Source organism: Paracoccus bogoriensis (assembly GCF_019431455.1).
In the GTDB taxonomy this organism is placed as follows: Bacteria; Pseudomonadota; Alphaproteobacteria; order Rhodobacterales; family Rhodobacteraceae; genus Paracoccus; species Paracoccus bogoriensis.
In genome coordinates this window covers 17608-38784 of sequence record NZ_JAHYSR010000021.1, presented here as the reverse complement: position 1 = coordinate 38784, position 21177 = coordinate 17608, and the positions used below count along the sequence as shown (strand labels likewise).

At 65.7% G+C, this 21177-nt stretch carries 19 protein-coding genes and 1 pseudogene; 12 read left to right on the top strand and 8 right to left on the bottom strand.

Annotated elements, in window-relative coordinates; genetic code table 11:
* Positions 1-8 precede the first annotated feature (8 nt).
* The 8 genes from paaD to KY389_RS11080 all read right to left on the bottom strand — a co-directional run bounded on the left by paaD (position 9) and on the right by KY389_RS11080 (position 7634).
* On the bottom strand, positions 9-527 hold the full coding sequence (gene paaD, locus KY389_RS11115) for a 1,2-phenylacetyl-CoA epoxidase subunit PaaD (protein WP_219831026.1): 519 nt from the start codon (positions 525-527) through the stop codon (positions 9-11).
* Positions 528-531: 4 nt separating this feature from the next.
* Positions 532-1389 (bottom strand): 1,2-phenylacetyl-CoA epoxidase subunit PaaC, encoded by an 858-nt coding sequence (paaC, locus tag KY389_RS11110; RefSeq protein ID WP_219831025.1) that lies wholly within the window; start codon positions 1387-1389, stop codon positions 532-534.
* Entirely contained in the window at positions 1389-1673 is a 285-nt protein-coding gene (gene paaB, locus KY389_RS11105; RefSeq protein ID WP_219831024.1) for a 1,2-phenylacetyl-CoA epoxidase subunit PaaB, read from the bottom strand. Before paaB ends, paaC begins: the two co-directional genes overlap by 1 nt.
* A 58-nt stretch (positions 1674-1731) precedes the next feature.
* Positions 1732-2718, bottom strand: a complete 987-nt coding sequence (gene paaA / locus KY389_RS11100) for a 1,2-phenylacetyl-CoA epoxidase subunit PaaA (RefSeq protein WP_219831023.1) — start codon at positions 2716-2718, stop codon at positions 1732-1734.
* A 14-nt stretch (positions 2719-2732) separates the two neighbouring features.
* On the bottom strand, positions 2733-3938 hold the full coding sequence (gene pcaF, locus KY389_RS11095; RefSeq protein WP_219831022.1) for a 3-oxoadipyl-CoA thiolase: 1206 nt from the start codon (positions 3936-3938) through the stop codon (positions 2733-2735).
* Between the two features lie 145 nt (positions 3939-4083).
* The gene (locus tag KY389_RS11090; RefSeq protein ID WP_246588080.1) at positions 4084-4926 is read right to left on the bottom strand and encodes a PaaX family transcriptional regulator C-terminal domain-containing protein; all 843 of its coding nucleotides are present in this window, start codon (positions 4924-4926) and stop codon (positions 4084-4086) included.
* A gap of 297 nt (positions 4927-5223) precedes the next feature.
* A complete protein-coding gene (locus KY389_RS11085; RefSeq protein WP_219831021.1) occupies positions 5224-6333 on the bottom strand; it encodes a ParB/RepB/Spo0J family partition protein in 1110 nt (369 codons plus the stop codon).
* Positions 6330-7634, bottom strand: coding sequence for an AAA family ATPase (locus KY389_RS11080; protein WP_219831020.1), 1305 nt, complete (start codon positions 7632-7634; stop codon positions 6330-6332). Before KY389_RS11080 ends, KY389_RS11085 begins: the two co-directional genes overlap by 4 nt.
* A gap of 438 nt (positions 7635-8072) precedes the next feature.
* On the opposite strand from KY389_RS11080, the gene KY389_RS11075 reads away from it, so the two are divergent.
* The 12 genes and pseudogenes from KY389_RS11075 (at position 8073) to KY389_RS11025 (ending at position 21152) form a co-directional block, all read left to right on the top strand.
* Positions 8073-8765, top strand: a complete 693-nt coding sequence (locus KY389_RS11075) for a hypothetical protein (RefSeq protein WP_219831019.1) — start codon at positions 8073-8075, stop codon at positions 8763-8765.
* A gap of 35 nt (positions 8766-8800) precedes the next feature.
* Entirely contained in the window at positions 8801-9454 is a 654-nt protein-coding gene (locus tag KY389_RS11070; protein ID WP_219831018.1) for an HAD family hydrolase, read from the top strand.
* The gene (locus tag KY389_RS11065; protein ID WP_219831017.1) at positions 9451-10422 is read left to right on the top strand and encodes a sugar-binding transcriptional regulator; all 972 of its coding nucleotides are present in this window, start codon (positions 9451-9453) and stop codon (positions 10420-10422) included. Before KY389_RS11070 ends, KY389_RS11065 begins: the two co-directional genes overlap by 4 nt.
* A gap of 107 nt (positions 10423-10529) precedes the next feature.
* Positions 10530-11846, top strand: a complete 1317-nt coding sequence (locus KY389_RS11060) for an ABC transporter substrate-binding protein (RefSeq protein ID WP_219831016.1) — start codon at positions 10530-10532, stop codon at positions 11844-11846.
* A gap of 131 nt (positions 11847-11977) precedes the next feature.
* Positions 11978-12850, top strand: coding sequence for a carbohydrate ABC transporter permease (locus KY389_RS11055; RefSeq protein ID WP_219831015.1), 873 nt, complete (start codon positions 11978-11980; stop codon positions 12848-12850).
* Between the two features lie 12 nt (positions 12851-12862).
* Positions 12863-13693: a carbohydrate ABC transporter permease gene (locus KY389_RS11050; RefSeq protein WP_219831014.1), complete on the top strand. Its 831-nt coding sequence runs from the start codon at positions 12863-12865 to the stop codon at positions 13691-13693.
* Positions 13694-13702: 9 nt separating this feature from the next.
* Positions 13703-14707: an ABC transporter ATP-binding protein gene (locus tag KY389_RS11045; RefSeq protein ID WP_219831013.1), complete on the top strand. Its 1005-nt coding sequence runs from the start codon at positions 13703-13705 to the stop codon at positions 14705-14707.
* A 71-nt stretch (positions 14708-14778) separates the two neighbouring features.
* The gene (locus tag KY389_RS11040; RefSeq protein ID WP_219831012.1) at positions 14779-16251 is read left to right on the top strand and encodes a mannitol dehydrogenase family protein; all 1473 of its coding nucleotides are present in this window, start codon (positions 14779-14781) and stop codon (positions 16249-16251) included.
* 406 nt (positions 16252-16657) lie between these two features.
* On the top strand, positions 16658-17032 hold the full coding sequence (locus KY389_RS15420; protein WP_246588079.1) for a hypothetical protein: 375 nt from the start codon (positions 16658-16660) through the stop codon (positions 17030-17032).
* Positions 16981-17963 (top strand): annotated as a pseudogene (locus KY389_RS15415) (DUF6212 domain-containing protein). Before KY389_RS15420 ends, KY389_RS15415 begins: the two are co-directional and overlap by 52 nt.
* Complete coding sequence (locus KY389_RS11030) at positions 17960-20584, top strand: glycosyltransferase (protein ID WP_219831011.1); 2625 nt, start codon at positions 17960-17962, stop codon at positions 20582-20584. The pseudogene KY389_RS15415 and the gene KY389_RS11030 overlap by 4 nt, the downstream one beginning before the upstream one ends.
* A gap of 13 nt (positions 20585-20597) precedes the next feature.
* Positions 20598-21152 carry a hypothetical protein gene (locus KY389_RS11025; protein WP_219831010.1) on the top strand — a complete coding sequence of 185 codons (555 nt, stop codon included), beginning with the start codon at positions 20598-20600 and terminating at the stop codon, positions 21150-21152.
* Positions 21153-21177 lie beyond the last annotated feature (25 nt).

The window sequence follows — 21177 nt, the reverse complement described above, 5'->3', positions numbered from 1 at the left end:
TGCGTTCCTCAGATGCATTTGAAATAGTCGAAAGGTTCCAGGCAGTCGGTGCAGCGGTAGCTGGCCTTGCAGGGGGTCGAGCCGAACTGGCTGACCTTTTCCGTCGCGTTCGATCCGCAGCGCGGACAGGCAATCGCCAGATTGGACCTGCCCGCCAGACGCGAGATGCGCCCCGCCAGCCGCCCATCCGCCGCCGTCCCGTCGATGGGAGGCGCGATGCCATAGGCGCGCAGCTTTTCGCGGCCCTCGGGCGTGATCCAGTCGGTCGTCCAGGGCGGCGAAAGCTGGCGTCTCAGCTCCAGCTTCTCGATGCCGCGGGCGCGCAGGGCGGTCTCGATGTCGAGATTGATGACCGCGGTGGCCGGACAGCCCGAATAGGTGGGCGTGACCGTGACGACCAGCGTGTCCCCCTGCCAGGCCACATCGCGGATGATGCCCAGATCGGTCAGCGAGATGACCGGGATCTCGGGGTCCGGCACCTGGGCCAGCCAATCCCAGACCTGTGCGGTATCGGGCAGCACCTGCATGGCGTTACCAGGTCGCGCCCGGATAGGCGCGCTGGAGGAACTGCATCTCGGCCAGGATATAGCCCAGATGCTCGCTGTGAACGCCGCGCTTGCCGCCCCCCGCACCGGTCAGGCCGTGCTGCCAGACATCGCCGGGCAGGCGCAGCGTCGCCTCGGCCATGACCTGCCCCACGGTCCGGTCCCACGCGGCGCGCAGGCTGGACGGCAGAGCGATCACCCCCGCCTCGGCCAGCGCGCGGTCATGGGCGTCGTCGTGGAACATCTCGCCCGTATAGGACCACAGCGCGTCCAGCGCCTTTTGCATCCGGTCATGGCTTTCGGCGGTGCCGTCGCCAAGCCGGATCACCAGATCGGCCGAGCGTTCCAGATGATAGGCCACTTCCTTTTTCGCCTTGGCGGCAATCTCGGCGATGCGCGCATCAGGCGAGGCAGCGGCGGCATCCAGCAATTCTATATGGAAGGCGTCGAACAGGAATTGCCGCATCAGCGTATGGCCGAAATCGCCGTTCGGACGTTCGACCAGCAGCAGGTTCCGGAAGGCGCCGGCATCGCGCAGATAGGCCAGGTTGTCGGCGCTGCGCCCCCTGCCCTCGACCTCTCCGGCCAGGCCCAGCCAAAGCTGGCATTGCCCGATCAGGTCCAGCGCCTGATTGGCCAGGGCGATATCTTCCTCCAGCGCGGGGGCGTGGCCGCACCATTCCGACACGCGGTGGCCCAGGATCAGCGCGTTGTCGCCCGTCCGCAGCAGCCATTCGAACAGCGCGTCGCGGGTCTGGTCCTGTGGCGCGGAAGCCCCCTGCCCCGCCTGCGCGGCGGCGAGCTTTTCGATTTCGGGCGTCATCACGTCAGGCAGCGACGGCATCACATATGCCCCACTTCTTCGGGGATGTCGAAAAAGGTCGGGTGACGATAGACCTTGGCATTCGACGGCTCGAACAGCGGGCCCTTGTCCGACGGGCTCGAGGCCGTGATCGCATTCGACGGCACGACCCAGATCGAGACGCCCTCGTTGCGGCGCGTATAGACATCGCGGGCGTGGCGGATCGCGATTTCGGCGTCAGGCGCGTGCAGGCTGCCGACATGACGATGGTTCAGGCCGTGCTGGCCGCGGATGAAAACTTCCCAAAGGGGCCATTCGCTGGACATGGGTTCCTCCCGGTGATCTGGCAAAGAGCGGCGGCGCGCGCCCGTCTCTGTTCGGCGTCTATTCGGCAGCGATGCGCCGGCTGCGGGCCTTTTCGGCATGGGCCATCAGGCCCTCGCGGAACCATGCGCCATCCTCCCAGGCCTTGACGCGGGCGCCAAGCCGTTCGGCATTGCAGGGGCCGTTGCCGGCGATGACGGCGAAGAACTCGGACCAGTCTGGTTCGCTGAAGTCATAGCCGCCCTTCTCCTCGTTCCATTTCAGGTTCTCGTCGGGGATGGTCAGGCCCAGATATTCGGCCTGCGGGACAGTCTGATCGACGAATTTCTGCCGCAGTTCGTCATTGGTATTCATCTTGATCTTCCACGCCATGGATTGCGCGGAATGGACCGAATCCTTGTCGGACGGGCCGAACATCATCAGCGCGGGATACCAGAACCGGTTCAGCGCATCCTGGGCCATGGCCTTCTGCTCGGGCGTGCCTGCACACATCTTCATCATGATGTCGTAGCCCTGCCGCTGGTGGAACGATTCCTCCTTGCAGATGCGGATCATGGCCCGGCTGTAGGGGCCATAGCTTGTGCGCTGCAGCGGCACCTGATTCATGATCGCCGCGCCATCGACCAGCCAGCCCACCGCACCGATATCGGCCCAGGTCAGGGTGGGATAGTTGAAGATCGACGAATATTTCATCTTGCCGCTATGCAGCCGCTCCAGCAGCTCGTCGCGGCTGACGCCAAGCGTTTCGGCCGCGGAATAGAGATAGAGGCCATGCCCGGCCTCGTCCTGCACCTTGGCCAGCAGGATCGCCTTGCGTTCCAGTGTGGGGGCGCGGGTGATCCAGTTGCCTTCGGGCAGCTGGCCTACGATCTCGGAATGGGCGTGCTGGCCGATCTGGCGGATCAGCGTCTTGCGATAGCCCTCGGGCATCCATTCCTTGGGCTCGATCTTCTCGCCCCGGTCGATGCGCTCCTGAAAGGCGATCTCTTCGGGGGACATCTCGTCGCGCGACTTGACGCCTTCGGATTTGACAAGCTGAGCATACATGACGTGCGTTCCCTTCAGACCCGTTCGATGATGATGGCGATTCCCTGACCAACGCCGATGCACATGGTGCAAAGCGCATAGCGCCCGCCGGTGCGGTGCAGGTGATACATGGCGGTGGTGACAAGCCGGGCGCCCGACATGCCAAGCGGATGACCCAGGGCGATGGCGCCGCCATGAGGGTTCACATGAGGCGCATCATCCGGCAGGCCCAGATCGCGCAGAACGGCCAGCGCCTGCGCGGCAAAGGCTTCGTTCAATTCCACCACATCCATCTGGTCCAGCGTCAGGCCCGCGCGCGCCAGAACCTTGCGCACGGCCGGCGCGGGGCCCACCCCCATCACGCGCGGTTCGACGCCCGCGGCGGCCATGGCGACGATCCGCGCCTTGGGCGTCAGGCCCTGCGCGCGGGCGCCCTGTTCGGACAGGATCGCCAGCGCCGCCGCGCCGTCATTCACCCCCGAGGCATTCCCGGCCGTCACCGTCAGATCGGGGCCGTTCACCCCTTTCAGGCGCGCCAGCTGTTCGACCGTGGTGCCGGGGCGCGGGTGTTCGTCCGTGTCGAAAATGACCGGATCGCCCTTTTTCTGCGGCACATGAACAGGCACGATTTCCTGCGCGAAGATCCCGGCCTCTTGCGCAGCGGCCCAACGGGCCTGGCTGCGGGCCGCAAAGGCGTCCTGATCGGCGCGGCTGATGCCGTAATCGGCAGCCACGTTATCGGCAGTTTCCGGCATGGAATGGGTGCCGTAAACCTTCTTCAGCGCCGGATTGGGAAAGCGCCAGCCGATCGTCGTGTCATAGACCGCATTGGCGCGGGAAAAGGCGCTTTCGGCCTTGGGCATCACGAAGGGCGCGCGGGTCATGCTCTCGACCCCGCCCGCGATGACGAAATCGCATTCGCCCGCCTTGATTGCGCGCGCGGCCATGCCGACCGCGTCCATTCCCGACCCGCACAGACGGTTCACGGTCGTGCCCGGAACAGCGACCGGCATCCCCGCCAGCAGCACGGCCATGCGACCCACATTGCGATTATCCTCGCCCGCCTGATTGGCGCAGCCATAGATCAGGTCGTCCACCGCCGACCAATCGACGCCGGGATTGCGCTCCATCAGCGCGCGCAGCGGCAGCGCGGCCAGATCGTCCGCCCGGATCGAGGCCAAGGCCCCCCCATAGCGCCCGATGGGCGTGCGCACAGCGTCGCAGATGAAGGCGTCTTGCATTCCAGTATTCCTCCGATTCGTCCCCCGGCGGCGATTATTCATCGACCGCACGGTCAGTGATACACCGGAAACATTACATGTCAAAGCAAATTTGGAGGAATGTCGTAATGTTTCAAGGCGCGGTTGCCTGAGGGCGGGGGACGTATCAGCGCAACATATTGATCCGAATAAGACTTTCCTCGGTCTCTGCGGCAAGATGGCCTGCCATCCCCTCTAGCGCGGCGATGGCGGGTCCGGCGATGGGCGTCAGCCTCAGATAAAGGTCGCGGAACAGACGCCGCGCGGCGCGGCCTGACCAGTTCCCAGGCAAGAGCGCCTCGGGCAGGAAGGGATCGCGCAACACCGCGCCCCGGTAGGCATGGACCAGCAGCAGCCGCAGCGTCAGCGCCTCGGCCGCCGTCACGTCGCGGCCTGCCAGCCCGTCCGCCACCTGCGCGAATTGCGCCAGGAATGCCTCGTAACGCGCCGCCAGTCCGGCCAGATCCCAGAAATCGGCCAGGCCCGGCATCGCCTCGGGCGCGTCATCGGGAACGCGCAGGATCAGTCGCGCTCCCGGAGGCATGGTGCCCCAATCCGGCGCCAGCCAGCACGAGCCCCCTGCCGCCGCCATGTGAAACCGCCGCCGGATCGGATCGGGCACGTCATCGACCGCCAGCAACATCCACCCCCGAGGCCGTGCCGTCCGATCATAAAGCCGCCGCGTGGCGGCCGCGAATTCCGCTCGCGCCGTGGGGGCCAGCCGATAGAAGCTGCGCCGCCCTTGCCTTTCGCCCTGCAACCGCCCCGAGGCGACCAGCCGCGAGACTGCCGTGCGGGCCAGGTTCTCGCTGATGCCAAGCCGGGCGCAGATCTCGATCAGGCTTCCCATCCACAGGACTTCGCCGCGCGGCACGACGACATCGCCATAGACGGTCACGATGAAGCCCGGCGCGGCGACATCCAGCGCCTGCGCCAGAGAGGCGCCGCAAAAGCGATCCGGCATATCCATCGGCGTCTCCGTCAATCATTCGGACCGCTTCTGGCCTATCGCGCGCAGCGGGACAACCGCAAGGACCGGCCTGCCTGTTGCAAGACCCCGAATTCGCGATTGCGCCGGCGATCCTGGGGATTGCAGCGGGCTGCCCAGGTTGCCGGCCGACCCACCACGAGGACGGAACATTATTAACTTATTGTTATAGAACGATTATTTTTGCCTGAACGTCAGAGGATCAGCCAGAGGACGATTGCGTCGGCACATATCTCTGCCCCGGCGGATCGGCCGCCGGGGCTTCCCCGCGGGGAAGGATCACTCGATCTGGTCGAGCATCGCAGCGACTGCGGCTTCCAGCTTGCGCCGGTCGATGGTCGAAAAATCGCGCGCCAGGCGGATCTCCAGACGCCCGTCGGCGGCGATGCATCTTGCGGTTCCCTGTGCCCTTTGCAGCTGAAAGCTGGTCTTGGCCTTGACGGCTTCACGCGGTTCCGGGCCGGCCTTCCGGGGCGCGACACCCTTGGGCATATCCCCCCCCTGCCCCGCATAGCGCCGCAAGACCGCCAATTCGTCCGTGACCGAGCGCGTATCCCAATCTCGCAGTTCGGACTTGATGGCAGCGACAATGCCGGGCACGTCCTCCAGGCGCTGCGCAAGGGCCAGACCGAGCGACCGCGGGATTTCCTGCGGATACATCAAGGTCTCGCCCAGCCTTTCGACCAGCGGAATGAAGTTGCGGATATAGCTTCGCTTCTGATAGCCCGCCGACTTGAACAGGATCGCGACCGCTTTTTCGGGATCGTTCTCCGACGTCAGCGGGTCCATCGCATAATGCAGCGCAAGCTGCGCCATCTCTGCGAACGAGACATCCTTTCGGACCATGTTCTCATCCACCATCCGGCGATAGAGATTTTCCAGCGCATCCCCGCGTGCCGCGATCCCCGCCGGAATCCGGCCCCAAGCCTCGGCGTCTCCGGTTTCCTCCAGCAACTGCCGGTAAGCCGACAGCCGCCGCCAGCCCTGAATCAGCTCGTAGCGGCCATCTTCGGTTGGCTCGACACGGATCGGATTTGACAGGCCGATTTCGCGGATTGACGCGACAAGTTCGGCCAGTTCGAAATCCGCGATCGGTCGGCGGTCGCGGATCAACTTCTGTGTGTCGATCGCATCCAGCGGGATCATGTCCGTAATCAGCCCTGCCCGCTTCAGCCGGACATGCTCTTGGGCAAGCGCATCGTTCTCGGCGCGGATCCTGGCCTCGATCTCGGCCCGGTCACGCACCGATTCCACCGTTTCCGAGATCGCTGCAGCCATCGGCCCTCGGCGCTGTCCGGCGCGCGCCGAGACGTCGCCCTTCCCCGCGGGGAAGTCTGCCGCATCATCCTGCGGCAGGTCGATATCGAACATGCGACGCTTGCGGCTCATGATTGCCCCTCCTGCCCGATCCATGCGTTGAGAACGTGACCTCGAAATTCCTCGTAGGCCTGATCGAAGGTGGCACGCGCGCGACGCCACGTCCCCCGGGTCATCTCTCTGTAGTCGATCTCGTAGATCGAACTGAGAAAACGCCCCGACTGTTCGACCGCTCGGGTCAGTTCGATCGGATACCGGGCCACGCGGTCGCCGAAGACCTGCCGAAACGCGCCGAACATCGCCTGGTGCAATTCGTTGGAGGGCTCGTAGCGCGTCATCAGGAACCGGATATCCGCAAAGACCTTCGGCAGCGCGATCTTCCCCGTGGGGAAGTTCTCGAACCCATGGGACAGATCCTCAAGCGCCTCGGCCAGTTGGCCGATGAAACTGGTCGTCGAATCGTATTCCCAATAGCCGGGGCCCGAGGGGATATAAAGCATGTCAGCCGCAAAGACGGCGTTCATCGACTGGTATCCGATGGCCGGGGGGCAGTCGAACAGGATCAGATCATATGCGTCATCCGCAAGCGAATCGAGAAAACGGGACACCGCGCCGAAGAAGGTCCATTCCGGGTTCAGATGCCGATACTGCGCACTGGCGAATTCGACAAAGGCCGCATTGGCGCAGCTGGGCACGATGTCGATCGTTGCCCAGGCCGTGGGCTTGATGAAATCTGCCGCACGCAACGACCCGAGACCCATATCCCTGATCGAGGCAGGCAGCTTGCGCTGGGGCAGGGCGGTCCCGGACTCGGCGCCGGCGCTGGCGGCGTTCATCCGGTCGGTTTCGCGCTCCAGGTCGCGCGCCATGATGCCCCAGACGGTGTGATCTTCGCCGACATCGGTCAGACCCATCGCGTGGGACAAGGTGGCCTGGGGGTCGAAATCGACGACCAACACCCGATAGCCATCCAGCGCGGCCGCATGGGCGAAGTGCAGCGCCACCGTGCTTTTGCCGGCGCCGCCCTTGAAATTGGCGATCGCCGCCCGGAAGGCGCGCTTGCCCTCGGGGCGGGGCGGCATCAGCGACTTCCTGTTCACACGGATGCGGCGGCGCAATTCATTCACCTCTTCCAGGCTGAACCAACGCTGACGGCCATCCTCCTCGACTTCCCCGAGGGGAAGATTCGGATCAGCGGCCAGCTTGCCGCGAAAGGTGGACTGATTCATCCGGAAGATGAGTTCGGCCACCTCCCAGCTCGAAAAGCGCCGCAGGGTCTTTTCGTTCGACGGGCTGAAGGTCTGCCGCCGGATCCAGCCCTGCATCTTCAGCGACTGAGCCTGCAGTCGCGAGAGGTCTTGATGGGTAAACATGATTTGCCTGTATTCAGAGGACGCAAATTACTGCCGGCTTTCCTTTTACGACTTATTTGCGCTTTTGGCAAAAGCGTTGTTACATCAAATGCGGATGACAGGTTTCCCAGCCATTGCTGCGCGAATCGCCCCGCGCGCTGTCCGGATCAGGCGGCACGGCACAAGCGCCCGAATGGGGGACAAGATCGGCAGGCACGCCCGCACAAGGGGCCATTTCACAAGGATTGCGGGACATCATGCCCGTCACCCAATACCATTGATACCGGGCTTCTTTGGTATTTGCCGCCGCCAACGCGCTCGTCTCGCCAATCCGCTTGACAGAATCGTGTTTCAGGACGCTAATGGGCGACGAGCGATGAAAGACGTTTGGTCACACAGCGCAGATCGCCGCAGCACTAACCGGCCAGGGGATCACCCGGCCAGCGGGCAGGAGCAGAGATGCAGGTCATCAAACCCGTCGGGCGTGACGCCGCGGCGAAAAAATACGACATCCTGTCGGCGCTGATGGCCCATGCCTTTGCTCAAGGCGCGGTTGCGCAGCGGCTGGTGCTGCGCCTGATGGCTCTGATCACGACCCGATACAACTGGCAGCGCGACGAATTATGCATGGGGCAGCGCGAGATAGCGCGGCTCTGGTGTGTGGATGAACGCACCGTCAAGCGCGAGATGGCACAGTTGCGCGCGATGGGCTGGATCAGGGTCAAGCGACAGGGCGCGCGGGGCAGGGTGTCGGTTCTGGGCATTGATCTTGAGCGGATCCTGCTGGATACGCGGCCAGCCTGGCCGAATATCGGCGAGGATTACGTCGCCCGGATGGCCGAGCGCGGCGGCGAGGGCAACGCCATTCCCTCAGCGGACGCAAATGTCGTTCCGTTCCGCCGGAGCGTCCCCGCCACCGAACCGGGATTGTGGGGCCGTATGCGCATGATTCTGAATGCCGAAGATCCGGTGATCTATGGTGCCTGGTTCGCACCCCTCATCGAGATCGAGCAGGCCGAGGGCATCCTGACCCTTGCTGCGCCCTCGCGCTTTCACGCCACCTATCTGCGCACGCATCTGCTGACGCGACTGGAAACGGCCGGTCGCAGGCTGGACCCATCCCTGCGCGGATTGCGGATCGAGGCACCGTGACATGCGAGGCAGGGCAGGGGTGCCGGATCTTCGCCATGCGGTTTGACCTGATCATCTTCGATTGCGACGGCGTCATTGCCGACAGCGAAATCCTGTCGGCCCAAGTGCTGATCGCGCAATTGGCCGATCTGGGCATCGCCATGACGCTTGAGGATGTGCGCCGTGATTTTCTGGGGCGCAGTTTCCCGACGGTGGCTGCCGGCATCCGCGCCCGGTCGGGCCATCCCTTGCCCGACGATTTCGAATCCAGCTACCGCGCGCGCCTGCTTGAACGCTTCGAGACCGATCTGAAGGAGACGCCGGGCTTTTCGGCGATGCTGGCCGGGCTCGGGCGGCGCTTCTGTGTGGCGACCTCGTCCAGCCCGCCGCGTGTGGCGCGCACGCTTGCGGTCCTGGGGCTGAGCGACGCTTTTGGCGCGCATGTCTTTACGGCCTCGGAAGTGGCGCGGGGCAAGCCGGCTCCGGACCTGTTTCTTCATGCGGCCGCACGGATGCAGGCCAGTCCCGACCGTGTGCTGGTGATCGAGGACAGCCCTCCCGGGTTGCAAGCCGCGCGCGCCGCCGGCATGGCGGTGCTGCATTACGGCGGCGGCGCCCATCTGGCCGGGGTCGCGCCGCCTGAAGGCATTTGCAGCTTCAGCGACTGGACGGCCCTTGATACCATCCTCGCGCAGTTGGAGGCGCCATGACCCAGCCACCGACCAGATTCACGCCCGAAGCCGCGCGCCTGGACGATGCCGCGCGTGCGGGCTGGTTGTATTACGTCGCGGGCAACACCCAGGACGAGATCGCGCGCAAGCTGGGCGTCAGCCGCCAGAGCGCGCAGCGGCTGGTCGCCATGGCCATGGCCGAACGGCTGATCAAGGTGCGGCTGGATCATCCCATCGGTCGCTGCATGGATCTGGCCGCAAGGTTGATCGACCGGTTCGAGCTTCAGGGATGCGAGGTCGTGCCCTCGGATCCCGAGGCGCCGAACCTGCTGACCGGCCTTGCCATCGCCGCCGCCGCCCTGCTGGAGCGTGTGCTGAAATTGCCCGAGCGCCGGGTCATCAGCCTTGGCACAGGGCGCAACCTGCGCGCCATGGTCGAGCAGGTGCCCCGCATGTCCTGCCCGCAGCATGTCGTCGTCTCGCGCCTTGGCAACATGATGGAGGACGGCTCGGCCACCGCCTATAATGCGACGATCCGTCTGGCCGACCGGATCGGGGCGCCGCATTACCCCTATCCGCTGCCGGTTCTGGCCCCCGATCCGCAGTCACTGGCCGCGATGCAGGCCCAGCCCGGTGCGCGCAACACGATCATGCTGTGCGAAAAGGCCGATCTGTCGCTGGTCGGCGTGGGGCAGATGGATTCGAGCGCGCCGCTGCATGTGGACGGCTTCCTGTCATCGGCCGAGCTTGAGGCGCTGACCCGCGCGGGTGCGGTGGGCGAGATCACGTCCTGGGTCTATGACAGCCAGGGGCAATTGCTGGATTGCGCCTATAACCGGCGCGTTGCCTCGGCCCCGCTGCCGAGCGCGCCCGAGCGCCCGGTCTGGGCCATGGCATCCGGTCAGGCCAAGCTGGCCGCGATCCGCGCGGCCCTGCGGGGAAGGCTGGTCAACGGCCTCATCACCTCTGAAGCCACGGCCGAGCAGCTTCTGTCAGACCCGGCCTGACACGGCATCTTCTGCATGGCGCCGAAAGAGGGCGTTGACAAGTCGCGCGCGCCTGATGAATATTTGCCCACCAAAAGGGCAAATGCCCATCGGAGAGGGAGGATAGCATGAAGACGACATTCCGCGCCCTTCTGGGCGCGACGGCGCTATGCGCGGCCAGCGGCGCCGCCGCGCAGGAGAATGTGACGCTGACCGTGGCCACGGTGAACAATGGCGACATGATCCGGATGCAGGCGCTGACCTCGGATTTCACCGAAAAGCACCCCGGCATCACCGTCGAATGGGTCACGCTGGAGGAAAACGTCCTGCGCCAGCGCGTCACCACCGATATTGCCACGCGCGGCGGGCAGTATGACGTGATGACCATCGGCACCTACGAGGTTCCGATCTGGGGGGCGCAGGGCTGGCTGATCTCTTTGAACGACCTGCCCGAAGAATGGGATGCCGACGACCTGCTGCCCGCGATCCGGGACGGCCTGACGGTGGATGGCGAGCTTTACGCCGCGCCCTTCTACGGCGAAAGCTCGATGGTCATGTATCGCCGCGACCTGATGGAGGCTGCGGGGCTTGAGATGCCCGACGCGCCCAGCTGGGACTTCATCAAGCAAGCCGCTGCCGCGATGACCGACCGCGATGCCGAGGTCTATGGCATCTGCCTGCGCGGCAAGGCGGGCTGGGGCGAGAACATGGCCTTTATCACCGCGATGGCCAACAGCTATGGCGCGCGCTGGTTCGACGAGGAATGGACCCCCCAGTTCGACAGCCCCGAATGGCGCGCGACGCTGGACGATTACCTGATGCTGCTGACGGAATACGGCCCTCCGGGCGCGGCGAATAACGGCTTCAACGAGAACCTCGCCCTGTTCCAGCAGGGCAAGTGCGGCATGTGGATCGACGCCACGGTTGCGGCCAGCTTCGTGACGAACCCCGCCGATTCGACCGTCGCCGACAGCGTGGGCTTTGCGCTGGCGCCCGATAACGGGCTGGGCAAGCGCAGCAACTGGCTTTGGGCCTGGTCGCTTGGCATTCCGGCGGGCAGCCAGAAGGTCGAGGCCGCCAAGCAATTCGTGGCCTGGGCGACCTCGAAGGAATATACCGCGCTGGTCGCCGAGCGCGAGGGCTGGGCCAACGTGCCGCCGGGCACCCGTCAGTCGCTTTACGACAATCCGGAATATGCCTCGGTTCCGTTTGCGCGGATGACGCTGGACAGCATCAACGCCGCCGATCCGACCAACCCGACGGTCGATCCGGTGCCCTATACCGGCGTGCAGTTCGTCGCCATTCCCGAATTCCAGGGGATCGGCACGGCGGTCGGCCAGCAATTCGCCGCCGCCTTGGCCGGACAGGCCACGGCAGAGCAGGCGCTGGCCAATGCCCAGGCCCTGACCGCGCGCGAGATGACCCGAGCGGGCTATCCGAAATAGGCGCACCAAGACGCCTGAAGGGGGCGCGCGCCCTCATCTCTCCAAGCGCGCCCCCACCCCTGACGCAGACGATCCCTGACGCAAATGACCGGCCCGCCCGCAGGCGGCCGCCCCGGCAAAGGTGCAAGCGCATGTCAACCAAGGCTTCACGCACGGCCGCAAGGCTGATGATCTCGCCCGCCGTGATCCTGCTGCTCGGCTGGATGATCGTGCCGCTGTCGATGACGCTGTATTTCTCGTTCCTGCGCTACAACCTGTTGATGCCCGGCATGGAAAGCTGGGCGGGGTTCGAGAACTACCATTACTTCTTCACCGATCCCGCCTTCATGGCCGCGCTGCGCAACACGCTGGCGCTGGTCGGGGGCGTGCTGACCATCACGGTGATCGGCGGCATCCTGATCGCGCTGCTTCTGGACCAGCCGTTCTGGGGGCAGGGGATCGTGCGGCTGCTGGTCCTGGCGCCCTTCTTCGTGATGCCGACCGTCTCGGCGCTGGTCTGGAAGAACATGTTCATGAACCCCGTGAACGGGGTCTTCGCCTGGCTGGCGCGCAGCGTCGGGCTGCAACCCTATGACTTCCTGACCCATGCGCCGCTGGCCTCGATCATCGGCATCGTGGCCTGGCAATGGCTGCCCTTTGCCGCGCTGATCCTGCTGACCGCGCTGCAATCCTTGAACAGCGAGCAGATGGAGGCGGCCGAGATGGACGGGGCAGGGCCCCTGGCACGGTTCTGGTTCATCACCCTGCCGCATCTGGCGCGCGCCATCACGGTGGTGATCCTGATCCAGACGATCTTTCTGCTGTCGATCTTCGCCGAGATTCTGGTGACGACGAATGGCGGTCCGGGCACGGCCAGCACCAACCTGACCTTTCTGGTCTATATGCAGTCGCTGCTGCAATTCGACGTGGGGCTAGGATCGGCAGGCGGGGTCGTGGCGATCATCCTGGCCAATATCGTGGCGATCTTCCTGATGCGGATGATCGGCAAGAATCTCGACGCGTAAGGAGGAAGACCCATGCCCCGCGCTGTCACCACCCGCCGCAAGGCCGCGACCACGTTGATCGCCTGGACCATCGGATTGCTGATCTTCTTTCCGATCCTCTGGACCGTGCTGACCAGCTTCAAGTCCGAGTCCGACGCCATCGCGATCCCGCCGAAATTCCTGAACTTCGACTGGACGCTGGCCAATTACGTCACCGTGCAGGAGCGTTCGAACTATTTCCGGCATTTCTGGAACTCGGTCGTGATCTCGTTCGGATCGACGCTGATCGGGCTGGTCATCGCCATTCCCGCCGCCTGGTCGATGGCCTTCGTGCCGGGGCGGCGGACGCGCGACATCCTGATGTGGATGCTGTCCACAAAGATGCTGCCCGCCGTGGGCGTGCTGGTGCCGATCTACCTGCTGGCGCGCGACACCGGGCTGCTGGACACGCGCATCCTGCTGGTCGGCGTGCTGACGCTGATCAACCTGCCGATCATCGTCTGGATGCTCTACACCTATTTCCGCGAGATCCCGGGCGAGATCTTGGAAGCCGCGCGCATGGACGGGGCGGGGCTGCGCGCGGAGATCATCCATGCGCTGACGCCCATGGCGATCCCCGGCATCGCCTCGACGCTGCTACTGAACGTGATCCTGGCCTGGAACGAGGCGTTCTGGACGCTGAACCTGACGGCTGCGCGGTCCGCGCCGCTGACCGCCTTCATCGCCAGCTATTCCTCGCCCGAGGGGCTGTTTTACGCAAAACTCTCGGCGGCCTCGACCATGGCCATCGCGCCAATCCTGATCCTGGGCTGGTTCAGCCAGAAGCAACTTGTCCGCGGCCTGACCTTCGGCGCGGTGAAATGAGGGGCCATCATGGGACGCATCACCCTTGAGAACGTGACCAAGAAGTTCGGCGAGGTCGAGGTGATCCCGCCCCTGGATCTGGACATCAATGACGGTGAATTCGTCGTCTTCGTCGGCCCCTCGGGCTGCGGGAAATCGACGCTGCTGCGGCTGATCGCGGGGCTCGAGGACACGTCGGGCGGGCGCATCCTGATCGACGGCGAGGACGCGACCGACCTGCCGCCCGCCAAACGCGGGCTGGCGATGGTGTTCCAGTCCTACGCGCTTTATCCGCATATGTCGGTCAGGAAGAACATCGCCTTTCCGATGCGCATGGCGGGCATCGCGCAGGACGAACAGGACCGCCGGATCGAGGCCGCCGCCCGCGCGCTGAACCTGACCGCCTATCTGGACCGCCGCCCCGGCCAGCTGTCGGGCGGCCAGCGCCAGCGCGTCGCCATCGGGCGGGCCATCGTGCGCGAGCCCTCGGCGTTTCTCTTCGACGAACCGCTGTCGAACCTGGACGCGGCGCTGCGCGTGGGGATGCGGCTCGAGATCAGCGAGCTGCACAACCGGCTGAAGACCACGATGGTCTATGTCACCCATGACCAGGTCGAGGCGATGACCATGGCCGACAAGATCGTGGTGCTGAATGCGGGCCGGATCGAACAGGTCGGCAGCCCGATGGATCTGTATCGCGCGCCCGGAAACCTGTTCGTCGCGGGCTTCATCGGCAGCCCCCGGATGAACTTTCTCAGCGGGCCGGTTGCCGCCGAACATGGTGCCGCGACGATCGGCATTCGGCCCGAACATATCGGCATCTCGGCCACCAAGGGCGCGTGGAAGGGCCGGATCGGCGTCAGCGAGCATCTGGGCAGCGACACGTTCTTCCATGTCGAGGAGACCGGTCTGGCCAAGACGATCACCGTGCGCGCGGGCGGCGAGATCGACCTGCATCACGGCGACACGGTCTGGCTGACGCCCGATGTCTCGAAACTGCACCGCTTTGACGACGGGGGCCTGCGGCTGCCCTGACCGCCCTGCGTCCCGCAAACCCAGGCCCGGCCGCCGCAGCGGCCCGGTGCCGCATGACGAAAGGTCCGACCATGGCCATTCCCCTGACCCAGGCCGCTCTGGCCCAATTGCCACCCGACGTTGCGCGCCCCGGCTATGACCGCGCCCATCTGTCGCCCGGCATCCTGCATCTGGGTGTCGGCAATTTCCACCGCGCTCATCTGGCCTGGTATCTGGACCGGCTGTTCGCCCTGGGCGAGGGGCATGACTGGGCGCTGGTCGGTGCAGGCGTGCGCGCGGGAGATCAGGCGATGCGGGATCGGCTTGCGCGGCAGGACTGGCTGAGCACGCTGGTCGAACTGGACCCGGCGGGTCTGTCGGCGCGCATCCTGGGGCCGATGATCGACTTTGGCGCTGTGGAACCGGGCGCGGTCATCGCGGCCATGTCGGACCCGCGCATCCGCATCGTCTCGCTGACCATCACCGAGGGCGGCTATTTCGTCGATGCACTGACCGACGGCTTCGACGCCGCCCATCCCGAGATCCGCCATGACGCGGCCCATCCCGATGCGCCGCGCACGGTCTTTGGCATGATGCTGGCGGCGATACGCGCGCGCAGGGCAGGGGGGCTTGAGCCCTTCACGGTCCTGTCTTGCGACAACCTGCCCGGGAACGGCCATGTCGCGGCCCGCACATTGACCGGCCTTGCCCGGCTTTCCGACCCGGCGCTGGCCGACTGGATCGAGACGCATATGGCCTTTCCCAACTCGATGGTCGATTGCATCACCCCGGCGACCAGCGACCGCGAAAGGGCACTGGTGCGCGAGTGTTTCGGGATCGAGGACGCCGCCCCCGTCGTCTGCGAGCCGTTCAGGCAATGGGTGCTGGAGGACAATTTTCCCCAGGGTCGCCCCGCGCTGGAGAGGGTGGGCGTCGAATTCGTCGCCGATGTGGCGCGGCACGAGCTGATGAAGCTGCGCATCCTGAATGGCGGCCATGCGGCGATCGCCTATGCCTCGGCACTGCTGGGGCATCACTTCGTGCATGACGCGATGGCCGACGCCGACATCCGCGACTGGCTGGTCGCGCTGGAGACGCGCGAGATCATCCCGACCCTTGCCCCGATTCCCGGCGTGGATTACGGCGCTTATCTGGATCTGATCGTCAGCCGCTTCTCCAACCCCCGGATCGGCGACACGATCCCGCGCCTGTGTCTGGACGGGTCGAACCGGCAGCCGAAATTCATCCTGCCGACGCTGCGCGACCGGCTGGCGGCGGGCCTGCCGGTCGAGGGGCTGGCGCTGGAGGTCGCGCTGTGGTGCCGCTATTGCGAGGGCGCGACCGAGGCAGGCCAACCCATCGCACCGAATGACGACGCCCACGAGACCCTGCGCCGCCACGCAATCGCGGCGCGGGACGATCCGGCCGCTTTCCTGGGCAATGTCGCGGTGTTTGGCGATCTTGGCGCCGATGCGACGTTGCGCGCCGCCTTTGCTGCGCAGCTTGGCCTGCTGCGACAGGGTGGGGTGCGCGCCGCCCTGACCCGCTATTGCCGCAGCCGCTGAGGCGCGACCCGTTCCAGTTCTGCCCGCCTTTCGGTCAATGGCGGATGTTTGCCGGGCATCCTCATGACCGATGCTGCCAATCGCGCAACGGCCTCGACTGTTCCCTTGGGAATCGGTCGGGGCCGTGATCCCTTTGTCATGCAAGACCTGTAACGTCGGCTTCCGGAGCTGCCGATCCAAACTGAACAGATCAGTATTGTTTTTGTTGACGGAGCACGGGCGCAGACATAAGGCTTGGGCCGGGTGCGCCTTGGAGAAAGCGTTGTCTGGCCACCGATCTGTCCGGTTCCGGGGCAGGCATGTTGATTGGAAAGGTCGGTCTGCGATGGGTGTCGAAGCTCAGAACTAGGCGCTGTTCGTCGATGCCGATATTCCCGCCGATTGCCGCAATCTGCTGCCCGATGGCATGGTGGTTCTGGCCGATGTCAAGGATGGCAATGAGCCCGCACCTGCGCCGGGCCGCTCCTGTCTGGCGGCCCTGGTCCTGCCCGGGAATGCGCCCGGCTGGCGGCAGCGTCTGCGCGAAAGGGGTCTTGCCGAACTGCCGGTGATCGAGGTCGATCCCGCAGCGCCCGAACACGCCAGCCAGAGCCTGTTCGGGCTGCTCGGCGAGCGGATGCTTGCGGCCGAGCGTGAACTGGGCGAGATGCGCGCCGCCTCGGCGATGTTGCGCCGCGAGGGCAGTCCGACAAGATCCGCTTTCGCGCCATCGAGAGCTTTCTCTATACCTTGGGCGAGCCGCAGATCGCGCGCAGCCTGTGCTGGGAACCGACCGGCGTGATCGGCCACATGACGCGCGACAGCGTGCTGCTGCAACGCCTGCCCATCGACGCGGTCAGCATCACGGCGGTCGATCTGTGGCTGCCCGACCTGCCGCGCAACCGCGATCTGGGCCTGACCGTCGCCGTGATCGACGCCAATGGCGAAACGCTGGAGATGACCGAGGCCTATGGCGGCCAGGAAACGCGGACGGGCTGGGTGCGCTATCTGCTGGATGCGCCCCTGCCGGGCGATCCGCGCAACTGCGCGCTGATGCTACGCTATACGGGCGCGGCGCGTCTGGCGGTGGGGATGGGTCCGCGTGTGCCCGATCCGCGCTTTGCCGCCAAGGGCGACGGCTTCGACAACGATATGGTGCTGGCGCTGCGCGTCTGGAAGGCGGTCGCGGGCGCCTCGCTGCCGGACGAGCCGCTGGTCCTGCATTCGCCTCTGGGCGACGGGCGCCATGCGCGGTTCCTGTCGGCGGGCGAACTGCCCAGGCCGGAACTGTTCGCCAAGCCCGCCTCGGCCACCGATTACGTCACCGCCGATTACCGGGAAAACGAGGATGCGATCTTGGTCCATCCCTCGCGCAGCGGCCCGGTCTGCGCGGTCCTGCGCGATGTGGGCTGCCCAGGCTGAGCCACATCACCGCCGTCGTCACGGTGGGCCATCCGCAGGCGCCGAACCTGAACCTTGCCGTGGGCGTGGCCCCGGCCGGGCTGGTCGGGCGCGACGGCTTCTGGCAGGGCCGGATCGGTCCCTGGGTCCACGGTCTGCCCGCGCTTGGCTGGGCACAGGCGCATTGCGTCCCCTCCGAGCCGATCCGCGACCGCGCCGACATTTTTCTGGCCGCCTCGCTGGCCCATGACGGGCCGAACGACCTCAGCTGGGCGCTGTTCCGCGGCCTGCGGGTCGTCACCGGCGCCCCCTTGGACGAGGCCGAGGAATGACCCCCGCCCGCCCCTGGCATGTGACAGTGATCATCCCCGCCAAGGGGCATCCGGTGCTGATCGACGATGCCATCGCCTCGGTCGAACGCGAACTGGAGGCCGGAGTGATCCGCCGCCTGATCGTGGTCGATGATGGCTGCCCCCATGACGAAACCCGTCGCGCCCTGGCCGCCTGGCAGGCGCTGCTGGGAGTCTCGATGATGGTGCTGCATACCGAGAATGGCGGTCTCAGCCGGGCGCGCAACCGGGGGATCGCGGCGGCGCTGGATCTGGACCCCGATCTTGACGCGATCTTCCTGCTGGATGCCGACAACGTGCTGGCCGAAGGCGCCGGGGCGCGGATGGGCCATCTGCTGTCGGGCTGGAAAGAGGCCGACTGGTTCTATCCCGAATTCGACTTCTTCGGCCAGAATGGCCATTTCATCACGGAACCGAAATTCGACCTGCTTCTGGCCGCCGAGGCCAATCCCTGCGATGCAGGCAGCCTGATCCGTCGCCGGGTTCTGGATGCGGGTGTGCGCTTCGACGAAGGGATGAGGCAGGGCTACGAGGACTGGGATTTCTGGCTTCAGGCCGCTCGCCTGGGTTTTCGGGGAAAATCGGCGCGCCAGCCCTTGCTGCATTACCGCAAGCGCCCGGTCAGTATGCTCAGCCGATCTCACGCGCAGGATGGCGAATTGCGCCCCTATCTGCACCGCAAGCATGACTGGCTTTACCGCCTGCCCAGGCTGGTCGCGCTGGAGGCCGAGAATTTCCCGCGCTACGCCCTGATCGAGGGCGAGGCGCGCAAGGTGTCATTATGCGTCGATCCGCTGGAACCCAGGCTCAGCGACTGGCGCGCGCTGGAACGCATGATCATCGCCCATCTGGCCGATCCCCATGCCAATCACGCGCCCGCCTATCTTGTCTTTCTGCGCGAAGGCGTCGCCCCGCATCTGACGCAGATGCGCCTGATCCATGCGATGCTCTGGACATGCGAACGCCGCGTCGAGCGGTCGGGCCGCGACATGGATCTGTTCTTTCTGGATCACAGCGATGACGGCAGCCTGTCGCTGGTCACTGATGGCGGCAATCCCGAACGCCCGGCCGATGCGATCTGCCTGCCCATCTCGGCGCTGGAGAGGATGGTGCGCCACCCGGATGAGGACTGGCTGCGCCGCCTGGACAGCCTGCCGCTGCCTTGCGAGACCGAAAGCTGGGCGATCCGCTGCCCGCATTGGCTACCCGATAACGGCGGCAGCACCGGCGCGGCCGAAATCATGCGCGCGGCTCTGCTGTCGCTGGTGCGCAGCCCCTGGCGCGGCGCGCTGGGACAACAATGGAACTGGCGTGCCCCCGGCGGCGCGATCCGGCGCGATCGGGTCGCCCAGATCCCCCGCGGCGCGGTCGATGGCGGTATCGCCATGCCGCTGCTGAAACGTGACGATGTGCGCGATATCGGTATCGTTCTGCCGATCTTCAGCTTTGGCGGGGTCGAGAAGGTCGCCGCCAACATCGCGCGCGAATTGCGGGCCGATGGCTACCGGCTGCATCTGTTCGTCATCAGCGACCGCCCCATCCATGCCGAACCCTGGGCGCTGGAGCCCTTCTCGACACTGAACTGGCTGCCCGACGCCGACGCCCTCGACTGGAGCGGCGAGGAATATATGGGCACCGCCGAACCCGCCTGGGGCGAGGGAATGCAGGCGCCCGACCTGATGGGGCTGCTGGCCTCGATGGATGCGGTGATCAACGCGCATTCGGCGGCCCTGCACAAGGTGGCCGACGGGCTGCGGCGGCGGGGCGTGCTGATGATCGACCACGAGCATCTGGTCGAGCAGAGCACCTATGGCCGCGGCTATGGCCCGCCGCATCTGGCCTTGGCCTATGAGCAGGCCTATGACCTGTTCCTGACCTGCTCCGAGACGCTGCGGCTCTGGATGCACGCCAACGGCATCCCGGCCCAGAAGCTGATCGCCGTGCCCAATGCGCCGGGCTATCCCATGAGCGCGGCCGAACAGCGCTGCATCACCGGCTTTCGCGGCAATCCGCACGGCCGCCGCGCGCCCCTGCGGGTGCTGTTCCTGGGGCGCTTCGACCGGCAAAAGGGTATCCGCAGGCTTTCGACAATCTACAACGTGCTGGCCGAAAGGCTGCCGCAGATCCATCTGACCATCGCAGGGCGTGCCGTGGTCGAAGATCAGGGCCAGCAGCTGAGCTGGCCGCCGCAGGTCCGTTTCCTGGGTCCGGTGTCTGGCCCCGAGGCGCTGACGCGGCTGTTGACGCAGACCGACATCCTTGTCCTGCCGTCCTATTTCGAAGGGTTGCCGCTATCGGTGCTGGAGGCGCAGCGTTGCGGTGTCGTGGTGCTGTCCGCCGAGGCGGGCGCCCTGCACGAGGCGATCGAGAACGGCCGGACGGGCTTCATCGTTCCCCAGGACGAATGCGAACGCCACATCATCGACCGCATCCTGGCCCTGGACCGCGACCGCGAGCTGCTGGCCGAGATCAGCGCCCGGACGGCTGGCCACAGCCGCACCTGGCGCGACGCGACCGCGACCCTGCGCGGCTGGCTGCAGGAACGTCTGCTGCTTTCGCCTCCGGTTGCCGCCCGGCAACCTCTTTCCCTCCACCTCACCTGAACGGATTGACCAGATGCCGACCATTTACGATTGTGCCGTTCGCAGCTTCGAAGCTGCCGCCGCCGTGCTGATGACCTTGCAGCAGCAGCGCATCAATCTTGTCGCCGAGGCGGGACGCTGCCTGGACGGCAAACCCAAGAGGCTGCTGGACGAGGGTTACAACGCTCTTGCGTCCAGGCTTGGCATCTGCATCCCCGAGGATGCCCGCGCCGAATTCGCGCAGTCCGAGGACGGAAAGGGGTTGGAATTCCGCAATTCCGGCATGACCTGGATGACGTTCGAGGGCCAATTGCCCGAAACCGAAGCCGAGCGGACCTGCTATCTGGATGCCCGCGCGACCTTTCCCGCGCCCGTCATCGCCGATGTCTTTCTGCGTGAATTCAAGGCGGATGGCAGAATCATCGACAGCCTGCATCAGGAATGGGTGCTGGGTGCGCATCGCGAGGCGCTGTGCAGCCTGACGCTGCCGCCAAGCGCCAAGGGCGTGACCGGCCGCCGGGTCATCATCCACCTGCGCCAGCCGCCGCTGCGTTTCTTGATCGAGAACCTTGCCCTGACGGTCGTCTGAAAACGCCGCGCCCCTTGCCGAACGG

Coding starts and splice junctions, on each gene's coding strand:
- KY389_RS11090 (WP_246588080.1), bottom strand. CDS start 4,926: ATGGATATGCCGGATCGCTTTTGCGGCGCCTCTCTGGCGCAGGCGCTG.
- paaD (WP_219831026.1), bottom strand. CDS start 527: ATGCAGGTGCTGCCCGATACCGCACAGGTCTGGGATTGGCTGGCCCAG.
- KY389_RS11045 (WP_219831013.1), top strand. CDS start 13,703: ATGGGACGCATCACCCTTGAGAACGTGACCAAGAAGTTCGGCGAGGTC.
- KY389_RS11065 (WP_219831017.1), top strand. CDS start 9,451: ATGACCCAGCCACCGACCAGATTCACGCCCGAAGCCGCGCGCCTGGAC.
- paaA (WP_219831023.1), bottom strand. CDS start 2,718: ATGTATGCTCAGCTTGTCAAATCCGAAGGCGTCAAGTCGCGCGACGAG.
- KY389_RS15420 (WP_246588079.1), top strand. CDS start 16,658: ATGGTGGTTCTGGCCGATGTCAAGGATGGCAATGAGCCCGCACCTGCG.
- KY389_RS11060 (WP_219831016.1), top strand. CDS start 10,530: ATGAAGACGACATTCCGCGCCCTTCTGGGCGCGACGGCGCTATGCGCG.
- KY389_RS11055 (WP_219831015.1), top strand. CDS start 11,978: ATGTCAACCAAGGCTTCACGCACGGCCGCAAGGCTGATGATCTCGCCC.
- paaB (WP_219831024.1), bottom strand. CDS start 1,673: ATGTCCAGCGAATGGCCCCTTTGGGAAGTTTTCATCCGCGGCCAGCAC.
- KY389_RS11040 (WP_219831012.1), top strand. CDS start 14,779: ATGGCCATTCCCCTGACCCAGGCCGCTCTGGCCCAATTGCCACCCGAC.
- KY389_RS11030 (WP_219831011.1), top strand. CDS start 17,960: ATGACCCCCGCCCGCCCCTGGCATGTGACAGTGATCATCCCCGCCAAG.
- KY389_RS11050 (WP_219831014.1), top strand. CDS start 12,863: ATGCCCCGCGCTGTCACCACCCGCCGCAAGGCCGCGACCACGTTGATC.
- KY389_RS11075 (WP_219831019.1), top strand. CDS start 8,073: ATGCAGGTCATCAAACCCGTCGGGCGTGACGCCGCGGCGAAAAAATAC.
- paaC (WP_219831025.1), bottom strand. CDS start 1,389: ATGCCGTCGCTGCCTGACGTGATGACGCCCGAAATCGAAAAGCTCGCC.
- KY389_RS11085 (WP_219831021.1), bottom strand. CDS start 6,333: ATGAGCCGCAAGCGTCGCATGTTCGATATCGACCTGCCGCAGGATGAT.
- pcaF (WP_219831022.1), bottom strand. CDS start 3,938: ATGCAAGACGCCTTCATCTGCGACGCTGTGCGCACGCCCATCGGGCGC.
- KY389_RS11025 (WP_219831010.1), top strand. CDS start 20,598: ATGCCGACCATTTACGATTGTGCCGTTCGCAGCTTCGAAGCTGCCGCC.
- KY389_RS11080 (WP_219831020.1), bottom strand. CDS start 7,634: ATGTTTACCCATCAAGACCTCTCGCGACTGCAGGCTCAGTCGCTGAAG.
- KY389_RS11070 (WP_219831018.1), top strand. CDS start 8,801: ATGCGGTTTGACCTGATCATCTTCGATTGCGACGGCGTCATTGCCGAC.